Below are 13707 nucleotides of genomic sequence, written 5' to 3'. Positions count from 1 at the left end.
CCGTATGCCCGCCGTACCGTTTCTTCGCCTGTTGCCCCCAGCCCTGTGCACGGCTTTGACCGTGACGTGCGTGCGGAGTGTCGCGTTATGAACACTTACGCCCGATCCCTCATGATATGCGCGAAATCATGGTGTCGTGTGTGTCCGGTGGAGAGAGGTTCCCAGGGTGAACAGCGCATCGATGTCCCCGTACGGCTTCGTGGTGGTCCGTGGCCGCGGCTACCGCCCGGGGCAGGCCGACGCGTTCACGACGGCCCTCTCCGAGGAGCGGGACGCCGCCTGGGAGCGGGCCGCCCGGCTGACCGTGCTCGCCAAGGACATGGCGGCACAGGCCGCGCGGCTGCGCGAGACCGTCGCACGGCTCCCGCCGCAGACGTACGACACGCTCGGGGAGCGCGCACGCCGCCTCTTCCAGCTCGGGGTGGAAGAGGCGGCGGCCGTACGGGACTTGGCGCGACGTGAGGCGCACGAGCTCGTCGAGCGGGCGGAGGAGGACGCGCGCGAGGTGCGCCGGGCCGCGCGGGAACAGGCGGACGCCCTGCGGGCTGAGAGCGAGGAGCGCGCCCGTCAGCTGCTGCTCGCGGCCCGCGCCGAGTCGGACGACGTACGCGTCGGCGCGCGCCGCGAGGTGAAGGAGCTGCGCGCCGAGGCCCTGGCCGCGCTGCGCGAGGTCCGGCAGCGGACCGAGGCGATGCTCGCCGAGCTGGACAGGGAGCAGGCCGCACGCCGGGCCGGGCTGGAGTGGGAGGAGGCCGAGCGGTCGGCCGCCCTGGACGCGCGAAGTGCCGAGCGTGAGGCCCGCGCGGAGGTCGCGCTGGCCGAGGCGGAGCGGGCGCTGGAGCAGGCGCGGGAGTGGGCGCGAGGGCGCGAGGAGGAGGCGCGCGAGCGGGCCGCCGCGATGCTCACCGAGGCGCGTGCGCGCGAGGAGCGGATCGGGCGCGACACCGAGCACGTGCTGCGCCGGCACGGGCAGACCTGGGATGACGTACAGACCCAGATGGACGTCGTACGGGACCGGCTGCTGGCGCTGACAGGGCAGGCCGCGCCCCTGGACTAGGCGCCCCCGGTCCGTGGCGCGGCTTCAACTCCCGTTGCGCTCCGCCCCCGCCAGGATCCAGCCCTCCACCGCCTCGTACTGACGGCGCTGTTCCTCCGCCTTCCTGCGGCCGGAGACCAGCGTGCCCAGCCAGCCGAGGGCGAAGCCGGCCGGGATCGAGACGATGCCGGTGGTCGTGAACGGGAACCAGTTGAAGTCGGCCTCGGGGAACGCCGAGACGGGCGAGCCGGAGACCAGGTTGGTGCCCGGCAGCAGGACGAGGACCGCGAGCGTGCCGCCGATCAGGGTCCACAGCATGCCGGTACGGGTGTAGCGGCGCCAGAAGAGGCCGTAGACCAGGGCGGGGGCCAGGGCCGAGGCGCCGATGCAGAAGGAGGCGGTCACCAGGGGCTGGAGGCTGCGGTGCTGGACCAGGGTGGCCAGGAAGATCGCCGTGGCGCCCACGGCCAGCGCCGAGAGGCGGGCCAGGGTCATCTCGCGGCGGGCCGGCATCTCCTGCACCCGGGACGCGAACACGTCGTGGGCCAGGGAGTTGGCGCAGGCGAGGATCATTCCGGCGACGGAGGCCAGCAGGGTCAGGAAGATGGCCGTGGTGACCGTGGTGAACAGCAGGGTCTCGGCCGTCGACACGTCCGGGCCGAACGCCGCCCGGGAGCCGAGCAGGTAGGCCGTGTTGCCCTGCGGATCGGCCTGGGCGACGGCCGCACGGCCGACCAGGGCCGTGGCCCCGATGCCGACGACCGTGATGACCAGGACGAACAGCACCACGATCGACACCGCCCAGGACATGGAGCGGCGTATCTGGCGGGCGCTGGAGGCGGTGTACATGCGCATGGTGATGTGCGGCAGGCAGGCGCCGCCGAGGACGACCGTCAGCTCGGACGCGATCATGTCCAGCCGGGGCGCGGCGCCGCCCGCGAACTGAAGGCCCGAGTGCAGGAACGCCGGACCGAGCCCGCTGTGCCGCTCGGCGGCGTGGAACAGCGCGCCGGGGTCGAAGTCGAAGCGGCGCAGGATCAGTACGGAGACCAGCGCGCCCGAGCCGAGCAGGATCACGATCTTCAGGATCTGGATCAGGGCGGTGCCCTTCATGCCGCCGATCGCTGCGTAGCTGATCATGAGCGCGCCCACGCCGACCACACAGCCCGTCCGCAGCGAGGCGTTGGAGAAGCCCAGGACGAAGGCGATGAGCTGCCCGGTGCCGGCCAGCTGCACCACCATGATCGGCAGCAGCGCGGCCAGGGTCACCAGACAGGCCGCGATACGGACGCTGCGGCCCGGTAGCCGGCGGGCCAGGACGTCACCCATGGTGAACCGCCCCGCGTTGCGCAGGGGTTCGGCCAGCAGGAACATCAGCAGCATCAGCGACAGCGCGGTGCTGAGGGCGAGCACGATGCCGTCGTAGCCGCACAGGGCGATCACGCCGCTCGTCGCGAGCACGGTCGCCGCGGAGATGTAGTCCCCGGCGATCGCCAGCCCGTTGCGCAGCGGGGACAGGGAGCCGTAGCCGGTGTAGAACTCGTCCAGGTCGTCGCGGTCGGGGCCGGTCATCACGCACAGCAGGAGCGTGACCGTGGCGACGGCCGAGAAGCCGACCAGGGCCATCGCCTGGGCCGAGTCGCTGAAACCGGTCAGCGTGCCCGCCGGATCGTTCATCGCCCCGCCCCTCGCTTGGCGTCCAGCTCCGCCTGCTTGCGAATGCGGTCCGCGAGCGGGTCGACCCGGCGGCGCGCGGTGTGCTCGTAGAGCGCGATCGCCAGCCAGGTGACCGGGAGTTGGACGAGCGCGAGCAGCAGTCCGGCGGGGATGCCGTCGGCGACCGGGCGGGTCATGAAGCGGGGGGCGTACGCCGACAGCACGAGGAACAGCGTGAAGTAGCCGAGAGCGGTCAGGGTGGCGGTGCGCCGCTGCCAGCGGTAGGCGCTGCGCAGGATCCGCAGGTCGCTGTGGCGCCCGAGGGGCTCACGGGCGGACGGCTGCCGGGCCGGGACGGGCTGCGGGGGCAGCGGCTGCCAGGGGTAGGTCAGGTGCGGCGGTACGTGCGGGGGCGGATCGTGGGACATCCCGGTGCTCCTTGCGCGGCTCGGGTCCGTGGCGGCGGACCGCAGGAGTGAGGGAGCGGTGCCCGCACGTTACTCGCGGGCACCCCCACGGCGCGGGCTTTTCCCCAAACTGGCTGGTCGGTTTGTGCCCGTCGCGCCACCGGCTCCGGGCGTCATGCACCTGTCCCTGAGCATCGCGCGCCAACCCCGAGACGGAGCTCGCCCGGAGGCGGACTTCCCCTGGAGGGAGCGTCGTACCGCGGATCGGGGTCCGGCCCGTCCCCCCCGGAGGACGAGCCGGACCCCGGGGCGTCCATAGCGTGGCTTCACGCCGCCGGGGGCACCGGGCCCCTCGCCGTGTCAGGCGCGCAGCACCCGGACGTCGTACTTCGGGATCCAGGTGTCGCGGGTGATGATCGTGAGGTCTTCGAGCTGGGCCTGGGCGACGAGTATGCGGTCGAAGGGGTCGCGGTGGTGGTGTGGCAGCCGGCCGACGCCGACGCCGTGTTGCGGCGTGACGGGCAGAGGCCTCAGCTGGCAGTCCCGGGCGCGCTCGGGAAGATCGGCGGGCCCGTCCAGTTTGCCCAGAGCCTGCTTGACGGCGAGCTCCCAGGGAGTGACGGCACTGACATACGCCTGCGGTTCAGTGTCCAGCAGATCCTTGATCTCGGGGGGGAGCTCGGGAGAGTCGAGCAGCCACCAGACCACGATGTGAGTGTCTGCGAGGAGCTTCATGAGCGGTCCTGCGGCAGCAGCCCGAACGCCCCGGCAAAGCCCTCGTCGTCGGAGATGTCGTCGAAGTCGTCGTGGAAGACCACCGGCTCTTTGAGGGAGCCGCGGGCGGTCCGGTGTACGGCGGCCCGCAACGGCACCACCTTCGCCACCGGCTCCCCCGCCCGGCTGATGATGACCTCTTCCCCCGTCTCCACGAGCTGCAGTATCCGGGAGAAGTGGGTCTTGGCCTCGTGGACGTTGTACTGCCGCTGGGAGTGCTGCGTGCTCATGGAGGTCTCCCGGCTGAGCGGAGTTGAGTGGACCAGGGGCCGGACTAGGCCCGCCTCCACGGTAGCCGCCGTCCCCCTCCCGGGCCAACGCGTTCACTCCACCGGGTGACGCTCTCCCCGGCGACGTACCCTGGAACCCCCGGCCCGCCACGCGTGTCGGGCGGTTCGCGTTGCCCACCCCGGACGGGAAGCCCCTCATGAGCCTGCACGGTCTGCTCGACGCCGTCGTCAAGGACGCCGCTCTCGCGGAAGCGATCACGGCGGCCACGGACGGCAACCGCATGCACGTCGACCTGGTCGGACCCCCGGCTGCCCGCCCCTTCGCGGTCGCCGCACTGGCCCGCGAGGCCGGCCGCCCCGTCCTGGCCGTGACGGCGACGGGCCGCGAGGCCGAGGACCTGGCCGCCGCCCTGCGCACGCTCCTGCCCCCCGAGGGCGTCGTGGAGTACCCCTCGTGGGAGACGCTCCCGCACGAGCGGCTCAGCCCGCGCAGCGACACCGTGGGTCGCCGCCTCGCCGTGCTGCGCCGCCTCGCCCACCCCAGCGCCGACGACGCCGGGACCGGCCCGGTCTCCGTCGTCGTCGCCCCCATCCGCTCCGTGCTCCAGCCGCAGGTCAAGGGGCTCGGCGACCTGGAGCCGGTGGCGCTGAGGAGCGGCCAGACCGCCGACCTGAACGACATCGTCGACGCCCTCGGGGCGGCGGCGTACTCGCGCGTGGAGCTGGTCGAGAAGCGCGGCGAGTTCGCCGTGCGCGGCGGCATCCTCGACGTGTTCCCGCCCACCGAGGAACACCCCCTGCGCATCGAGTTCTGGGGCGACGACGTCGAGGAGATCCGCTACTTCAAGGTCGCCGACCAGCGCTCCCTCGAAGTCGCCGAGCACGGTCTGTGGGCGCCGCCCTGCCGCGAACTCCTGCTGACGGACGACGTACGTGCACGCGCACGTGCCCTCGCCGAACAGCACCCCGAACTCGGCGAACTGCTCGGCAAGATCGCCGAGGGCATCGCGGTCGAGGGCATGGAGTCCCTCGCCCCCGTCCTCGTCGACGACATGGAGCTGCTCCTCGACGTCATGCCCAAGGGCGCCATGGCCGTCGTCTGCGACCCGGAGCGGGTGCGTACGCGTGCCTCCGATCTCGTCGCCACCAGCCAGGAGTTCCTCCAGGCGTCCTGGGCCGCCACCGCCGGTGGCGGCGAGGCGCCCATCGACGTCGACGCCGCCTCCCTGTGGTCCATCGCCGACGTCCGCGACCGCGCGCGCGAGCTGGACATGATGTGGTGGTCGGTCTCGCCCTTCGCGGCGGACGAGGAGCCGGACTCCGACACGCTCAAGCTCGGCATGCACGCCACCGAGATGTACCGCGGCGACACGGCGAAGGCGCTGGCCGACACCAAGGGCTGGCTCTCCGACGGCTGGCGCACGGTGTACGTCACCGAGGGCCACGGCCCGGCCGCCCGCACGGTCGAGGTGCTCGGCGGCGAGGGCATCGCCGCCCGCCTGGCTGTGTCTGATTCAAAAACGGGCGACCTCGCCGAGCTGAGCCCGTCCCTGGTCCACGTCGCCTGCGGCTCGATCGACTACGGCTTCGTCGACCCCGCGCTCAAGCTCGCCGTCCTCACCGAGACCGACCTGTCCGGCCAGAAGGCCGCCGGCAAGGACGGCGCCCGGATGCCGGTCCGCCGCCGCAAGACCATCGACCCGCTCACCCTGGAGCAGGGCGACTACATCGTCCACGAACAGCACGGCGTCGGCCGCTACATCGAGATGGTGCAGCGCACCGTCCAGGGCGCCACCCGCGAGTACCTGGTCGTCGAGTACGCCCCCGCCAAGCGCGGCCAGCCCGGCGACCGCCTCTACATCCCCACCGACCAGCTGGAGCAGATCACCAAGTACGTCGGCGGCGAGGCGCCCACCCTGCACCGCCTGGGCGGCGCGGACTGGACGAAGACCAAGGCGCGCGCCAAGAAGGCCGTCAAGGAGATCGCCGCCGACCTGATCAAGCTCTACAGCGCCCGCATGGCCGCCCCCGGCCACACCTTCGGCACGGACACCCCCTGGCAGCGCGAGCTGGAGGACGCCTTCCCGTACGTGGAGACGCCCGACCAGCTCACCACCATCGCCGAGGTCAAGGAGGACATGGAGAAGTCGGTCCCCATGGACCGTCTGATCTGCGGCGACGTCGGCTACGGCAAGACCGAGATCGCGGTCCGAGCCGCCTTCAAGGCCGTCCAGGACGGCAAGCAGGTCGCCGTGCTCGTGCCCACGACCCTGCTGGTGCAGCAGCACTTCGGCACGTTCTCCGAGCGGTACTCGCAGTTCCCGGTCAACGTGCGCGCCCTGTCCCGCTTCCAGACCGACACGGAGGCGAAGGCGGTCCTGGAGGGCCTCAAGGAGGGTTCGGTGGACGTCGTCATCGGCACCCACCGCCTGTTCTCCTCCGAGACCAAGTTCAAGGACCTCGGCCTCGTCATCGTCGACGAGGAGCAGCGCTTCGGCGTCGAGCACAAGGAGCAGCTGAAGAAGCTGCGCGCCAACGTCGACGTGCTGACCATGTCGGCTACCCCGATCCCGCGCACCCTGGAGATGGCGGTCACCGGCATCCGCGAGATGTCCACGATCACCACCCCGCCGGAGGAGCGGCACCCGGTGCTGACCTTCGTCGGCCCGTACGAGGAGAAGCAGATCGGCGCCGCCGTGCGCCGCGAACTGCTGCGCGAGGGCCAGGTCTTCTACATCCACAACCGCGTCGAGTCCATCGACCGCGCCGCCGCCCGGCTGCGCGAGATCGTGCCCGAGGCGCGCATCGCCGTCGCTCACGGCCAGATGTCCGAACAGGCCCTGGAACAGGTCGTGGTGGACTTCTGGGAGAAGAAGTTCGACGTGCTCGTCTCGACCACGATCGTCGAGTCCGGCATCGACATCTCCAACGCCAACACCCTGATCGTGGAGCGCGGCGACAACTTCGGCCTCTCCCAGCTCCACCAGCTGCGCGGCCGCGTCGGCCGTGGCCGCGAACGCGGTTACGCCTACTTCCTGTACCCGCCGGAGAAGCCACTCACGGAGACCGCCCACGAGCGGCTCGCCACCATCGCCCAGCACACCGAGATGGGCGCGGGCATGTACGTGGCGATGAAGGACCTGGAGATCCGAGGAGCCGGAAACCTCCTGGGCGGCGAGCAGTCCGGCCACATCGCGGGCGTCGGCTTCGACCTGTACGTCCGCATGGTCGGCGAGGCCGTCGCCGACTACCGGCGCCAGCTGGAGACCGGCGAGATCGAGGAGGAGGCACCGCTCGAGGTCAAGATCGAGCTGCCCGTCGACGCGCACGTCCCGCACGACTACGCACCCGGCGAGCGCCTGCGCCTCCAGGCCTACCGGGCCATCGCCTCCGCCAACTCGGAGGAGGACATCAAGGCAGTCCGCGAGGAACTCACCGACCGCTACGGCAAGCTGCCCGAGCCGGTGGAGAACCTGCTGCTGGTGGCCGGGCTGCGGATGCTCGCCCGTGCCTGCGGAGTCGGCGAGATCGTCCTCCAGGGCAACAACATCCGCTTCGCGCCGGTGGAGTTGCGCGAATCCCAGGAACTGCGGCTCAAGCGCCTGTACCCGGGCACGGTCATCAAGCCGGCCGCGAACCAGATCCTGGTACCGCGCCCGAAGACCGCCAAGGTCGGCGGCAAGCCACTCGTCGGCCGCGAACTGCTGGGCTGGACCGGGGAGTTCCTCGCCTCGATCCTGGGCTCGTGAGCGGCAAGGTGTGAGGGGGGCGCGTGCCGCGCCCCCGTCGGGCTCCCCCTCAGGCCATCAAGTGACCCTGCACAACCCCCGATCGCCCGGAAAATCTCCTTTTGTCCCATCGGGTGGAAGTCGTACGACCGCTACCGTGAGAGGCGGAACGATCCGCCCCGTATGTGAGGGCGGTCCAGGGCGAGCGGGCGAGCAGGGGGCGTAGTGAAGCGTCTGAGGGGCGGGGTGATCGCCGCCGCGGTGATGACGGTCGCCGTAACCGCGTGCACGAACGAGGACACCAAGGGGGCCTCCGGCCCGGAGGGCGAGGGCGCCGCACTGGCCGTCGCCGAGGCGCTGCCGGTCAAGGGGCGGGCGCCGAAGACGGGTTACGCGCGGGAGCGGTTCGGCACCGCGTGGGCGGACACCGACTCCAATTCCTGTGACACCCGTGTTATCTCTATGGTTCGCGCTGTAATGGGGCTTTTCTCGCAGCGTATGCAGGGTGTGATCGGCTGTGCATAGTGAGAGGCACATGAGTCACGGGCTCCTGCGGACTCGCGGGAAGAAAGCCGTGCTTACGGTCGTCGTTGTCGCCGCGTTCGTCGCAGGCTGTGATGGCCTGGAGCCGGGCGGAAGCTCCGCAGGATCCGGACCGGACGTAGCTGCCGGCCAGGCGGTGAGCCCGCTGACGAATCCCGACGGGACGAAGCCGGGACTCGCCGCGCTCACGTCGGAAGCGGACAAGGCCGACGCACGCAAGCTCATCCAAGGACTCACAACAAAGGGGCGTGGGCCGAAGACGGGCTACGAACGGGATGAGTTCGGCTATGCGTGGATGGATACGGCGGACGGGGTACCGCTGGCGAGGAATGGTTGTGACACGCGGAACGACTTGTTGAAACTCCATGGGCGGCACGTGCAGTTCCGTTCAGGTTCCGACTGCGTGGTCGTTTCGATGGACCTGTACGACCCGTACACCGGCAAGAACATCGCCTGGAAGAAGGCGAAGGCCACCGAGGTGCAGATAGACCACGTGGTCCCGCTGTCCTACAGCTGGCAGATGGGCGCCGCCCGATGGCCGGAGAGCAAGCGCAAGCAACTGGCGAACGACGTGCTCAATTTGCTTCCTGTCGAAGGGCGCGCCAACTCGGCGAAGCGGGACTCGGGGCCCGCGTCCTGGTTGCCGCCGAACAAGAAGATCCGGTGCTCGTACGCGGTGCGGTTCGCGCAGGTCGCCGACAAGTACGAGCTCCCGGTGACGATGGCGGACAAGGCGATGATGCTGAAGCAGTGCGAAGGCTGATCGAGCCGCCGTGACCTGGGAAAACGCCATCGCTTTCGGACTGTGGGACACATACGCTCCCTACTGTGGCTGACCGCATACAGAAGATCGTGACGAAGCTGCCGGAACTGAAGAGCGTCACCGGCATATGGGAGACGGCTGACCGCAGTCTGGCGCGGGGTGATGCTGCCTTCCTCGCGGATCTCGGCATAGCACTGGCCGGGGCTTACGCCTCCGACGCCGGGCGGATGTGGCAGTACGGGAGCGTCTTCGACTACCTGCTCCGGTTGCTCTCCACCACGCCCGGTGCCGGGAACGTCGCCGCGGCGCTGCGGCTGGTCTCCTCCACGGAGGCTGCCGACAGGAAGCTGGACCGCTATGCGGCCTCCCTACTGGCCTCCAGCCACCCGGTGGAGGAACTGGCCGTAGCGTTCACCGGGAACGCCTCGGAGGAGCTGCGTGCGTGCCTGGTCCATGAAGCGGTGCTCAGGGGCGCCGACGTCACGGAGACTCCGGGGATCGCAGGGTGGGCGACGTCGCCGCACTGGAGACACCACCCGCTGGGATGGCTGCCGTTGGCGCTGTCCGATGTGGAAGGGCAGCCGGATCTGCCGAGCTACAGCGCTCGCGGCGGCAGCCACTCGATGCCGTTCGGCTCGCTGGCGAATCGCGCGATGCGGGCCGATGCCGGGGCGCATGTGCCGTCGGTCGAGGAAACGACGACCGAAGCCGCCACCAAGGGCATCGGCACCGCTGTGGCGAACTGGGCTGAGGAGTCGAACGGCCGGATCGAGGCGCGGGTCTTCGACCTGGCAGCTCCTCTGGTAGCCGAGTCGGTACCGAGCATGTTGCTGGGACTGGGCCTGGAATGCCTGAAGAGTGCAGGGAAGAAGACCACCTTCTCGGTCGCGGCCTGCCCGCCGGACCAGGCATGGAGGGTCCTCTTCGCCGCCGCGTCCACGGGAGGTGCCTATAACTCCGGCGCACGCGGTGCTTACGGACGGCTGGCCGCGTGGCAGTCCCTGGCCGGCCTCTCCGGTACTGCCGAGGGCGCCCCCGCGGAGGAGGTCGAGGCATGTGCACGGGAGTGCGCCTGGTACGGCTTCGGCGCCGACACCAAGTGGTTCGAGCGCGTGGCCTGGGACATCGGCCTGACCTCGGTCTCTCCAGGACGCCGACGACTGGCGGTGTTGGCCGCGACGGACACCGATTGAGCATGCCCGGAACCCGCTTCGGTGAAGTCCTGACCGTGGGAACGACGTGCCTTGTGGCTGTCCGGTTAACGGGGTGAGAACCGGACAACCACAAAGTGTGGCCATGCAGCACGGGTTACGGAGTCGGAACGGACCGCATGGCACGGCGGAGACTGGCTCGCGCGGCGGTGAGGTCGTCCTCCGCCACACGCAGTTGGCCCTCCAGGGCGGCGATCTGATCCCTGGCCTCTGACAACGCTTGCTCCAGCGCGGTATTCCGCTGCTCGATCTGCTGTACCCGCTCGATCAGCTCATTCCGGTTCACGCCCTCCAACTCGGCGCCGAGAGACAGCCTGACCCGGTTACGGAGCCGATCGCGCTCCTTCTTGAGGTCCTTGATCTCTTCGCGGGCCAGTGCAAGATCCGTCCGCAACCCGGCCGGAGACACCTGAGATGCCTCCGGAGCGACGGAGTTGCGGCGCCCCCGCGCTCGCTGGGCGGTGATGCCGTCCTGAACGGCCTGGTGCACCTGAGGCTGGTTGTAGACGAACCACGTGGACACCGAGGCTTCCCGTGCCACTTGGGTGACGGTGATCCGTCGTCCCGAGCGGAGAAGGCCGTCCACGGCGTCGAGTGCACGCCTGGTCTTGTCTTCGCTGTCCTTGGCTCGGCTGACGCGCAGGCGCTCGACCCGGGCGTTCCGGTCGTTGCCGCCGGAAGCAGCAGGGATTTTCATTCGGAGCTCCGTGTCGTCAGCGCCTGCAGAGGGATGAAGGCCGCTGCCGAACGTGCCTTGCGCAGCTCGCGTGAGGCGGATTCGACGGCGGCCCGCTCCTCGGCGGGCAGCGCGTCGAGTTTCCGCCGCATCTCGTCGGCCGACTTCGAGTAGGCGCGGATCTGGTCGTCGAGATTGCGCACGACCCAGTCGGCGGCCTCCATCGCCAGGGCGGCTTCCTTGTCGGCCCGCAGGTCCGCGATCTGCTGTTCCAGGGCGGGGAGGTAGGAGGGATCGGGTCGGTAGAAGTCGCATCCGGCGCACTGGAAGCGGATCTGGCAGTGCCCGCCGCCGGCCTTGACGTTGCTCGGCTCGGTGCAGCCGCCGTAGGGATCCCCGACGCTTTCCACCTCGTAGGCGAGGGGATCGCCGAATCCGCGGGCTGCTCCGTGCCGGTCGACGGCGAGTGCCGCGACCGTGCGCACGGCCTCCTGCTTTCGGCTGAGGGAGACCTTGTAGTAGCCCATGGTCACGTCCAGTGAACGGTGGTCCATGAGTTCCCGCAGGACGTCAGGGCGAGTGCCCGCGTCCGCATGACGCTGGGCGTACGCGTGACGGAAGCCGTACGGGACGACCTGGGTCCGGTCGTAGGCGTGCGGGGCGCCGTCCTCGTCGAGCCGGTCGTCCACAAGGTCAGGGATCAGTTCGTCGACCCAGTTCCGGAAGATCCGGTTGCAGAAATGCGAAGTGTTCAGATGCCCGCGGCGTGGACGGTTGCGCTGTCCCGGTGAGGGAAAAAGCCACTGGGCGCAGGCTGGTACGGCCGGTAGCGCATCGAGCTCTTTCTGCCAGGTTTCGACCAGCTGGGCGGTGGTCTCCGAGATCGGCAGCCGACGGCCGTGGCGTCGCCGTTTGTGGTTGTCGTAGATCAGCGTCGGTTTGCCGTCGACCCGCTCCAGGCAGTCGCGGTGCAGGCTGGTGACCTCGCCCGGACGTCGGCCGGTGTCCCGGAGGACCGCGTAGACCACCTGGTACATCCGCGCGAAGTCGGCGGCCCTCCAGCCGCCGCTCGCGTACCCCGTCGAGGCGCCCAGCAGACCGAGGTGCACGTCGAGCTGGGCGATGACGTGTTCGGGGATCGCGCGGCCGAGATCGTCCTCGGTCACTTCCACGGCGGCGATGCTGTGGAAGCGGGGGTTGAGCGCGAACCCGCCGGGCACGTGGTCCATCATCCCGGCCTGACGGGCGTATTCCAGGAACGTGCGCCAGTGGCGGAGCAGGGCTCTGCGGTGGCTGGTGGAGTAGTCGTGACCGTCCTCGGGACGCTCCGGCGCGAGACTTTCGACGGCCGCGACGGCCGCGACGGCTGCGCGGAGATCCTCGTCCTGGGCGTGCAAGTACACGGCGGTGCTCGCCGAGGAGGCGTGCCCCAGGAGGGTCTGTACGACGTCCGGGGCGACCCCGTTGCGGATCCAGCGGGTGGCGGCTGTGTGCCGCATCATGTGCGGTCGGGCGGTCAGACCACAGCGCCTCCCGATCCGTTCAATCACTTGCTTGGTATTGGAGTACGAGAGCGGACGTCCCGCGTGGACGCCGACGAGGTTGAGGAAGACGTAGTCACAGTCGGCGGAGCCGACTACCTGTTCACGCTCGGCGAGATGATCGCGGTATCGGTGTACCACTTCCGGTGTGAGCGGAACCATGCGAGGGCGCCCGGCTTTGGCACGCGCCCCGTTGACGTTGTCCTGCCGGGGCCTGACGTGCAGGTGCGCGCCACCGGTTCGGCAGCCCAGGTGCGTGGAGTCGGGGAGCAGATGCATGTCCTCACGCCGCAGTCCAAGGGCTTCGCCGATGCGAAGGCCCGCTTCCACCAGGACGGTCAGCAGCAGCCGGTCACGCGCAGTGCGAGCGGCATCGATGACCTGCTCCGTCTGGACGCCAGTGAGCGTCTGTGGTGCCCGCTCGATCTCCGGCGCCTTCAGGACGCGGGCTTTGACCATCAGGTGCTGGCCGCCCTCGCCGGGATCGAAGCCGGCCGGGGCGTGGGCTAGGAAGCGCGGCTCGCTGAGACGCGCGGCGACTTCGTGATCCACATGTCCCTGGACTGCGCCTACTCCGGCAAGGACGTCACCTTCCGGCGCGGCCGCAGCCTGGTCGACATCGACCACATCGTCGCCCTCTCGGACGCCTGGCAGAAGGGCGCCAAGTACTGGGACCCCAGCAAGCGCATAGCTTTGGCCAACGATCCGCTGAACCTGCTGGCGGTCGACGCGAGCACCAACCGCGGCAAGGGGGACGGCGACACGGCGACCTGGGTCCCGCCGAACAAGGCGTACCGCTGCACCTATGTCGCCGCCCAGGTCGCCGTGAAGAAGAAGTACGGCCTGTGGGTGACCGCAGCCGAGCAGGCCGCGATGAAGAAGGTCCTCACCGGCTGCCCGGACCAGAAGCTGCCGAGCGGCGGCAACCCCACCAAGGCGCCGGTGAGATTTCACGCGCGCTGAGCGGGCGCCGCAGGACGCGGCACACCGTGAGACGCCCACACCTCAGCGTTCACAAGTAGGCACTACCTGAACACTTGATGCAGGTATATCGACGTGCTTGCAAAGAAGTTGACAAGGCGTAAGGGGGTGAATCGATGTAAGTCGGGCCGGTTGCACAAGCGGCGGTCAAGGTCAGCCCA

The 13707-nt window shown here is 69.8% G+C and carries 10 protein-coding genes and 2 pseudogenes; 6 read left to right on the top strand and 6 right to left on the bottom strand.

Features of this window, described 5'->3' with window-relative positions; genetic code table 11:
• The first annotated feature begins 166 nt into the window (after window positions 1-166).
• Entirely contained in the window at window positions 167-1057 is an 891-nt protein-coding gene (locus QFZ74_RS12995; protein ID WP_307620975.1) for a cellulose-binding protein, read from the top strand.
• Between the two features lie 24 nt (window positions 1058-1081).
• Here QFZ74_RS12995 and QFZ74_RS12990 read toward each other — a convergent pair whose 3' ends face one another.
• The 4 genes from QFZ74_RS12990 to QFZ74_RS12975 all read right to left on the bottom strand — a co-directional run bounded on the left by QFZ74_RS12990 (window position 1082) and on the right by QFZ74_RS12975 (window position 4103).
• A complete protein-coding gene (locus QFZ74_RS12990; protein WP_307620974.1) occupies window positions 1082-2713 on the bottom strand; it encodes a cation acetate symporter in 1632 nt (543 codons plus the stop codon).
• A complete protein-coding gene (locus QFZ74_RS12985) occupies window positions 2710-3120 on the bottom strand; it encodes a DUF485 domain-containing protein (protein ID WP_307620973.1) in 411 nt (136 codons plus the stop codon). The genes QFZ74_RS12990 and QFZ74_RS12985 overlap by 4 nt, the downstream gene beginning before the upstream one ends.
• A 339-nt stretch (window positions 3121-3459) precedes the next feature.
• Window positions 3460-3834: a type II toxin-antitoxin system VapC family toxin gene (locus QFZ74_RS12980; RefSeq protein WP_307620972.1), complete on the bottom strand. Its 375-nt coding sequence runs from the start codon at window positions 3832-3834 to the stop codon at window positions 3460-3462.
• A complete protein-coding gene (locus QFZ74_RS12975) occupies window positions 3831-4103 on the bottom strand; it encodes a type II toxin-antitoxin system Phd/YefM family antitoxin (protein WP_307620971.1) in 273 nt (90 codons plus the stop codon). Before QFZ74_RS12975 ends, QFZ74_RS12980 begins: the two co-directional genes overlap by 4 nt.
• Before the next feature lie 197 nt (window positions 4104-4300).
• Between QFZ74_RS12975 and mfd the strand changes: the two genes are divergently transcribed.
• The 4 genes and pseudogenes from mfd to QFZ74_RS12955 all read left to right on the top strand — a co-directional run bounded on the left by mfd (window position 4301) and on the right by QFZ74_RS12955 (window position 10330).
• Complete coding sequence (gene mfd / locus QFZ74_RS12970; RefSeq protein WP_307620970.1) at window positions 4301-7852, top strand: transcription-repair coupling factor; 3552 nt, start codon at window positions 4301-4303, stop codon at window positions 7850-7852.
• A 243-nt stretch (window positions 7853-8095) separates the two neighbouring features.
• A pseudogene (locus tag QFZ74_RS12965) lies at window positions 8096-8284 on the top strand (hypothetical protein); the annotation flags it as partial.
• Between the two features lie 82 nt (window positions 8285-8366).
• A complete protein-coding gene (locus QFZ74_RS12960) occupies window positions 8367-9137 on the top strand; it encodes an HNH endonuclease family protein (RefSeq protein ID WP_307620969.1) in 771 nt (256 codons plus the stop codon).
• Between the two features lie 65 nt (window positions 9138-9202).
• Complete coding sequence (locus QFZ74_RS12955) at window positions 9203-10330, top strand: DUF6183 family protein (protein WP_307620968.1); 1128 nt, start codon at window positions 9203-9205, stop codon at window positions 10328-10330.
• A 115-nt stretch (window positions 10331-10445) separates the two neighbouring features.
• Here QFZ74_RS12955 and QFZ74_RS12950 read toward each other — a convergent pair whose 3' ends face one another.
• A complete protein-coding gene (locus tag QFZ74_RS12950; protein ID WP_307620967.1) occupies window positions 10446-11045 on the bottom strand; it encodes a DUF6262 family protein in 600 nt (199 codons plus the stop codon).
• Complete coding sequence (locus tag QFZ74_RS12945) at window positions 11042-13024, bottom strand: site-specific integrase (protein WP_307624134.1); 1983 nt, start codon at window positions 13022-13024, stop codon at window positions 11042-11044. The genes QFZ74_RS12950 and QFZ74_RS12945 overlap by 4 nt, the downstream gene beginning before the upstream one ends.
• A gap of 111 nt (window positions 13025-13135) precedes the next feature.
• Here QFZ74_RS12945 and QFZ74_RS12940 point away from each other — a divergent pair.
• Window positions 13136-13528: pseudogene (locus QFZ74_RS12940) on the top strand (HNH endonuclease family protein); the annotation flags it as partial.
• Window positions 13529-13707: the final 179 nt, after the last annotated feature.

Source organism: Streptomyces sp. V3I7 (genome assembly GCF_030817495.1).
Lineage (GTDB): Bacteria > Actinomycetota > Actinomycetes > Streptomycetales > Streptomycetaceae > Streptomyces.
This window is presented reverse-complemented; position numbering and strand designations above follow the sequence as displayed.

What these genes read in the sequence shown, in the direction of transcription:
- QFZ74_RS12950 (WP_307620967.1), bottom strand. Translation starts at nt 11,045, where the DNA reads ATGAAAATCCCTGCTGCTTCCGGCGGCAACGACCGGAACGCCCGGGTC.
- QFZ74_RS12980 (WP_307620972.1), bottom strand. Translation starts at nt 3,834, where the DNA reads ATGAAGCTCCTCGCAGACACTCACATCGTGGTCTGGTGGCTGCTCGAC.
- QFZ74_RS12990 (WP_307620974.1), bottom strand. Translation starts at nt 2,713, where the DNA reads ATGAACGATCCGGCGGGCACGCTGACCGGTTTCAGCGACTCGGCCCAG.
- QFZ74_RS12945 (WP_307624134.1), bottom strand. Translation starts at nt 13,024, where the DNA reads ATGGTCAAAGCCCGCGTCCTGAAGGCGCCGGAGATCGAGCGGGCACCA.
- QFZ74_RS12960 (WP_307620969.1), top strand. Translation starts at nt 8,367, where the DNA reads ATGAGTCACGGGCTCCTGCGGACTCGCGGGAAGAAAGCCGTGCTTACG.
- QFZ74_RS12985 (WP_307620973.1), bottom strand. Translation starts at nt 3,120, where the DNA reads ATGTCCCACGATCCGCCCCCGCACGTACCGCCGCACCTGACCTACCCC.
- mfd (WP_307620970.1), top strand. Translation starts at nt 4,301, where the DNA reads ATGAGCCTGCACGGTCTGCTCGACGCCGTCGTCAAGGACGCCGCTCTC.
- QFZ74_RS12975 (WP_307620971.1), bottom strand. Translation starts at nt 4,103, where the DNA reads ATGAGCACGCAGCACTCCCAGCGGCAGTACAACGTCCACGAGGCCAAG.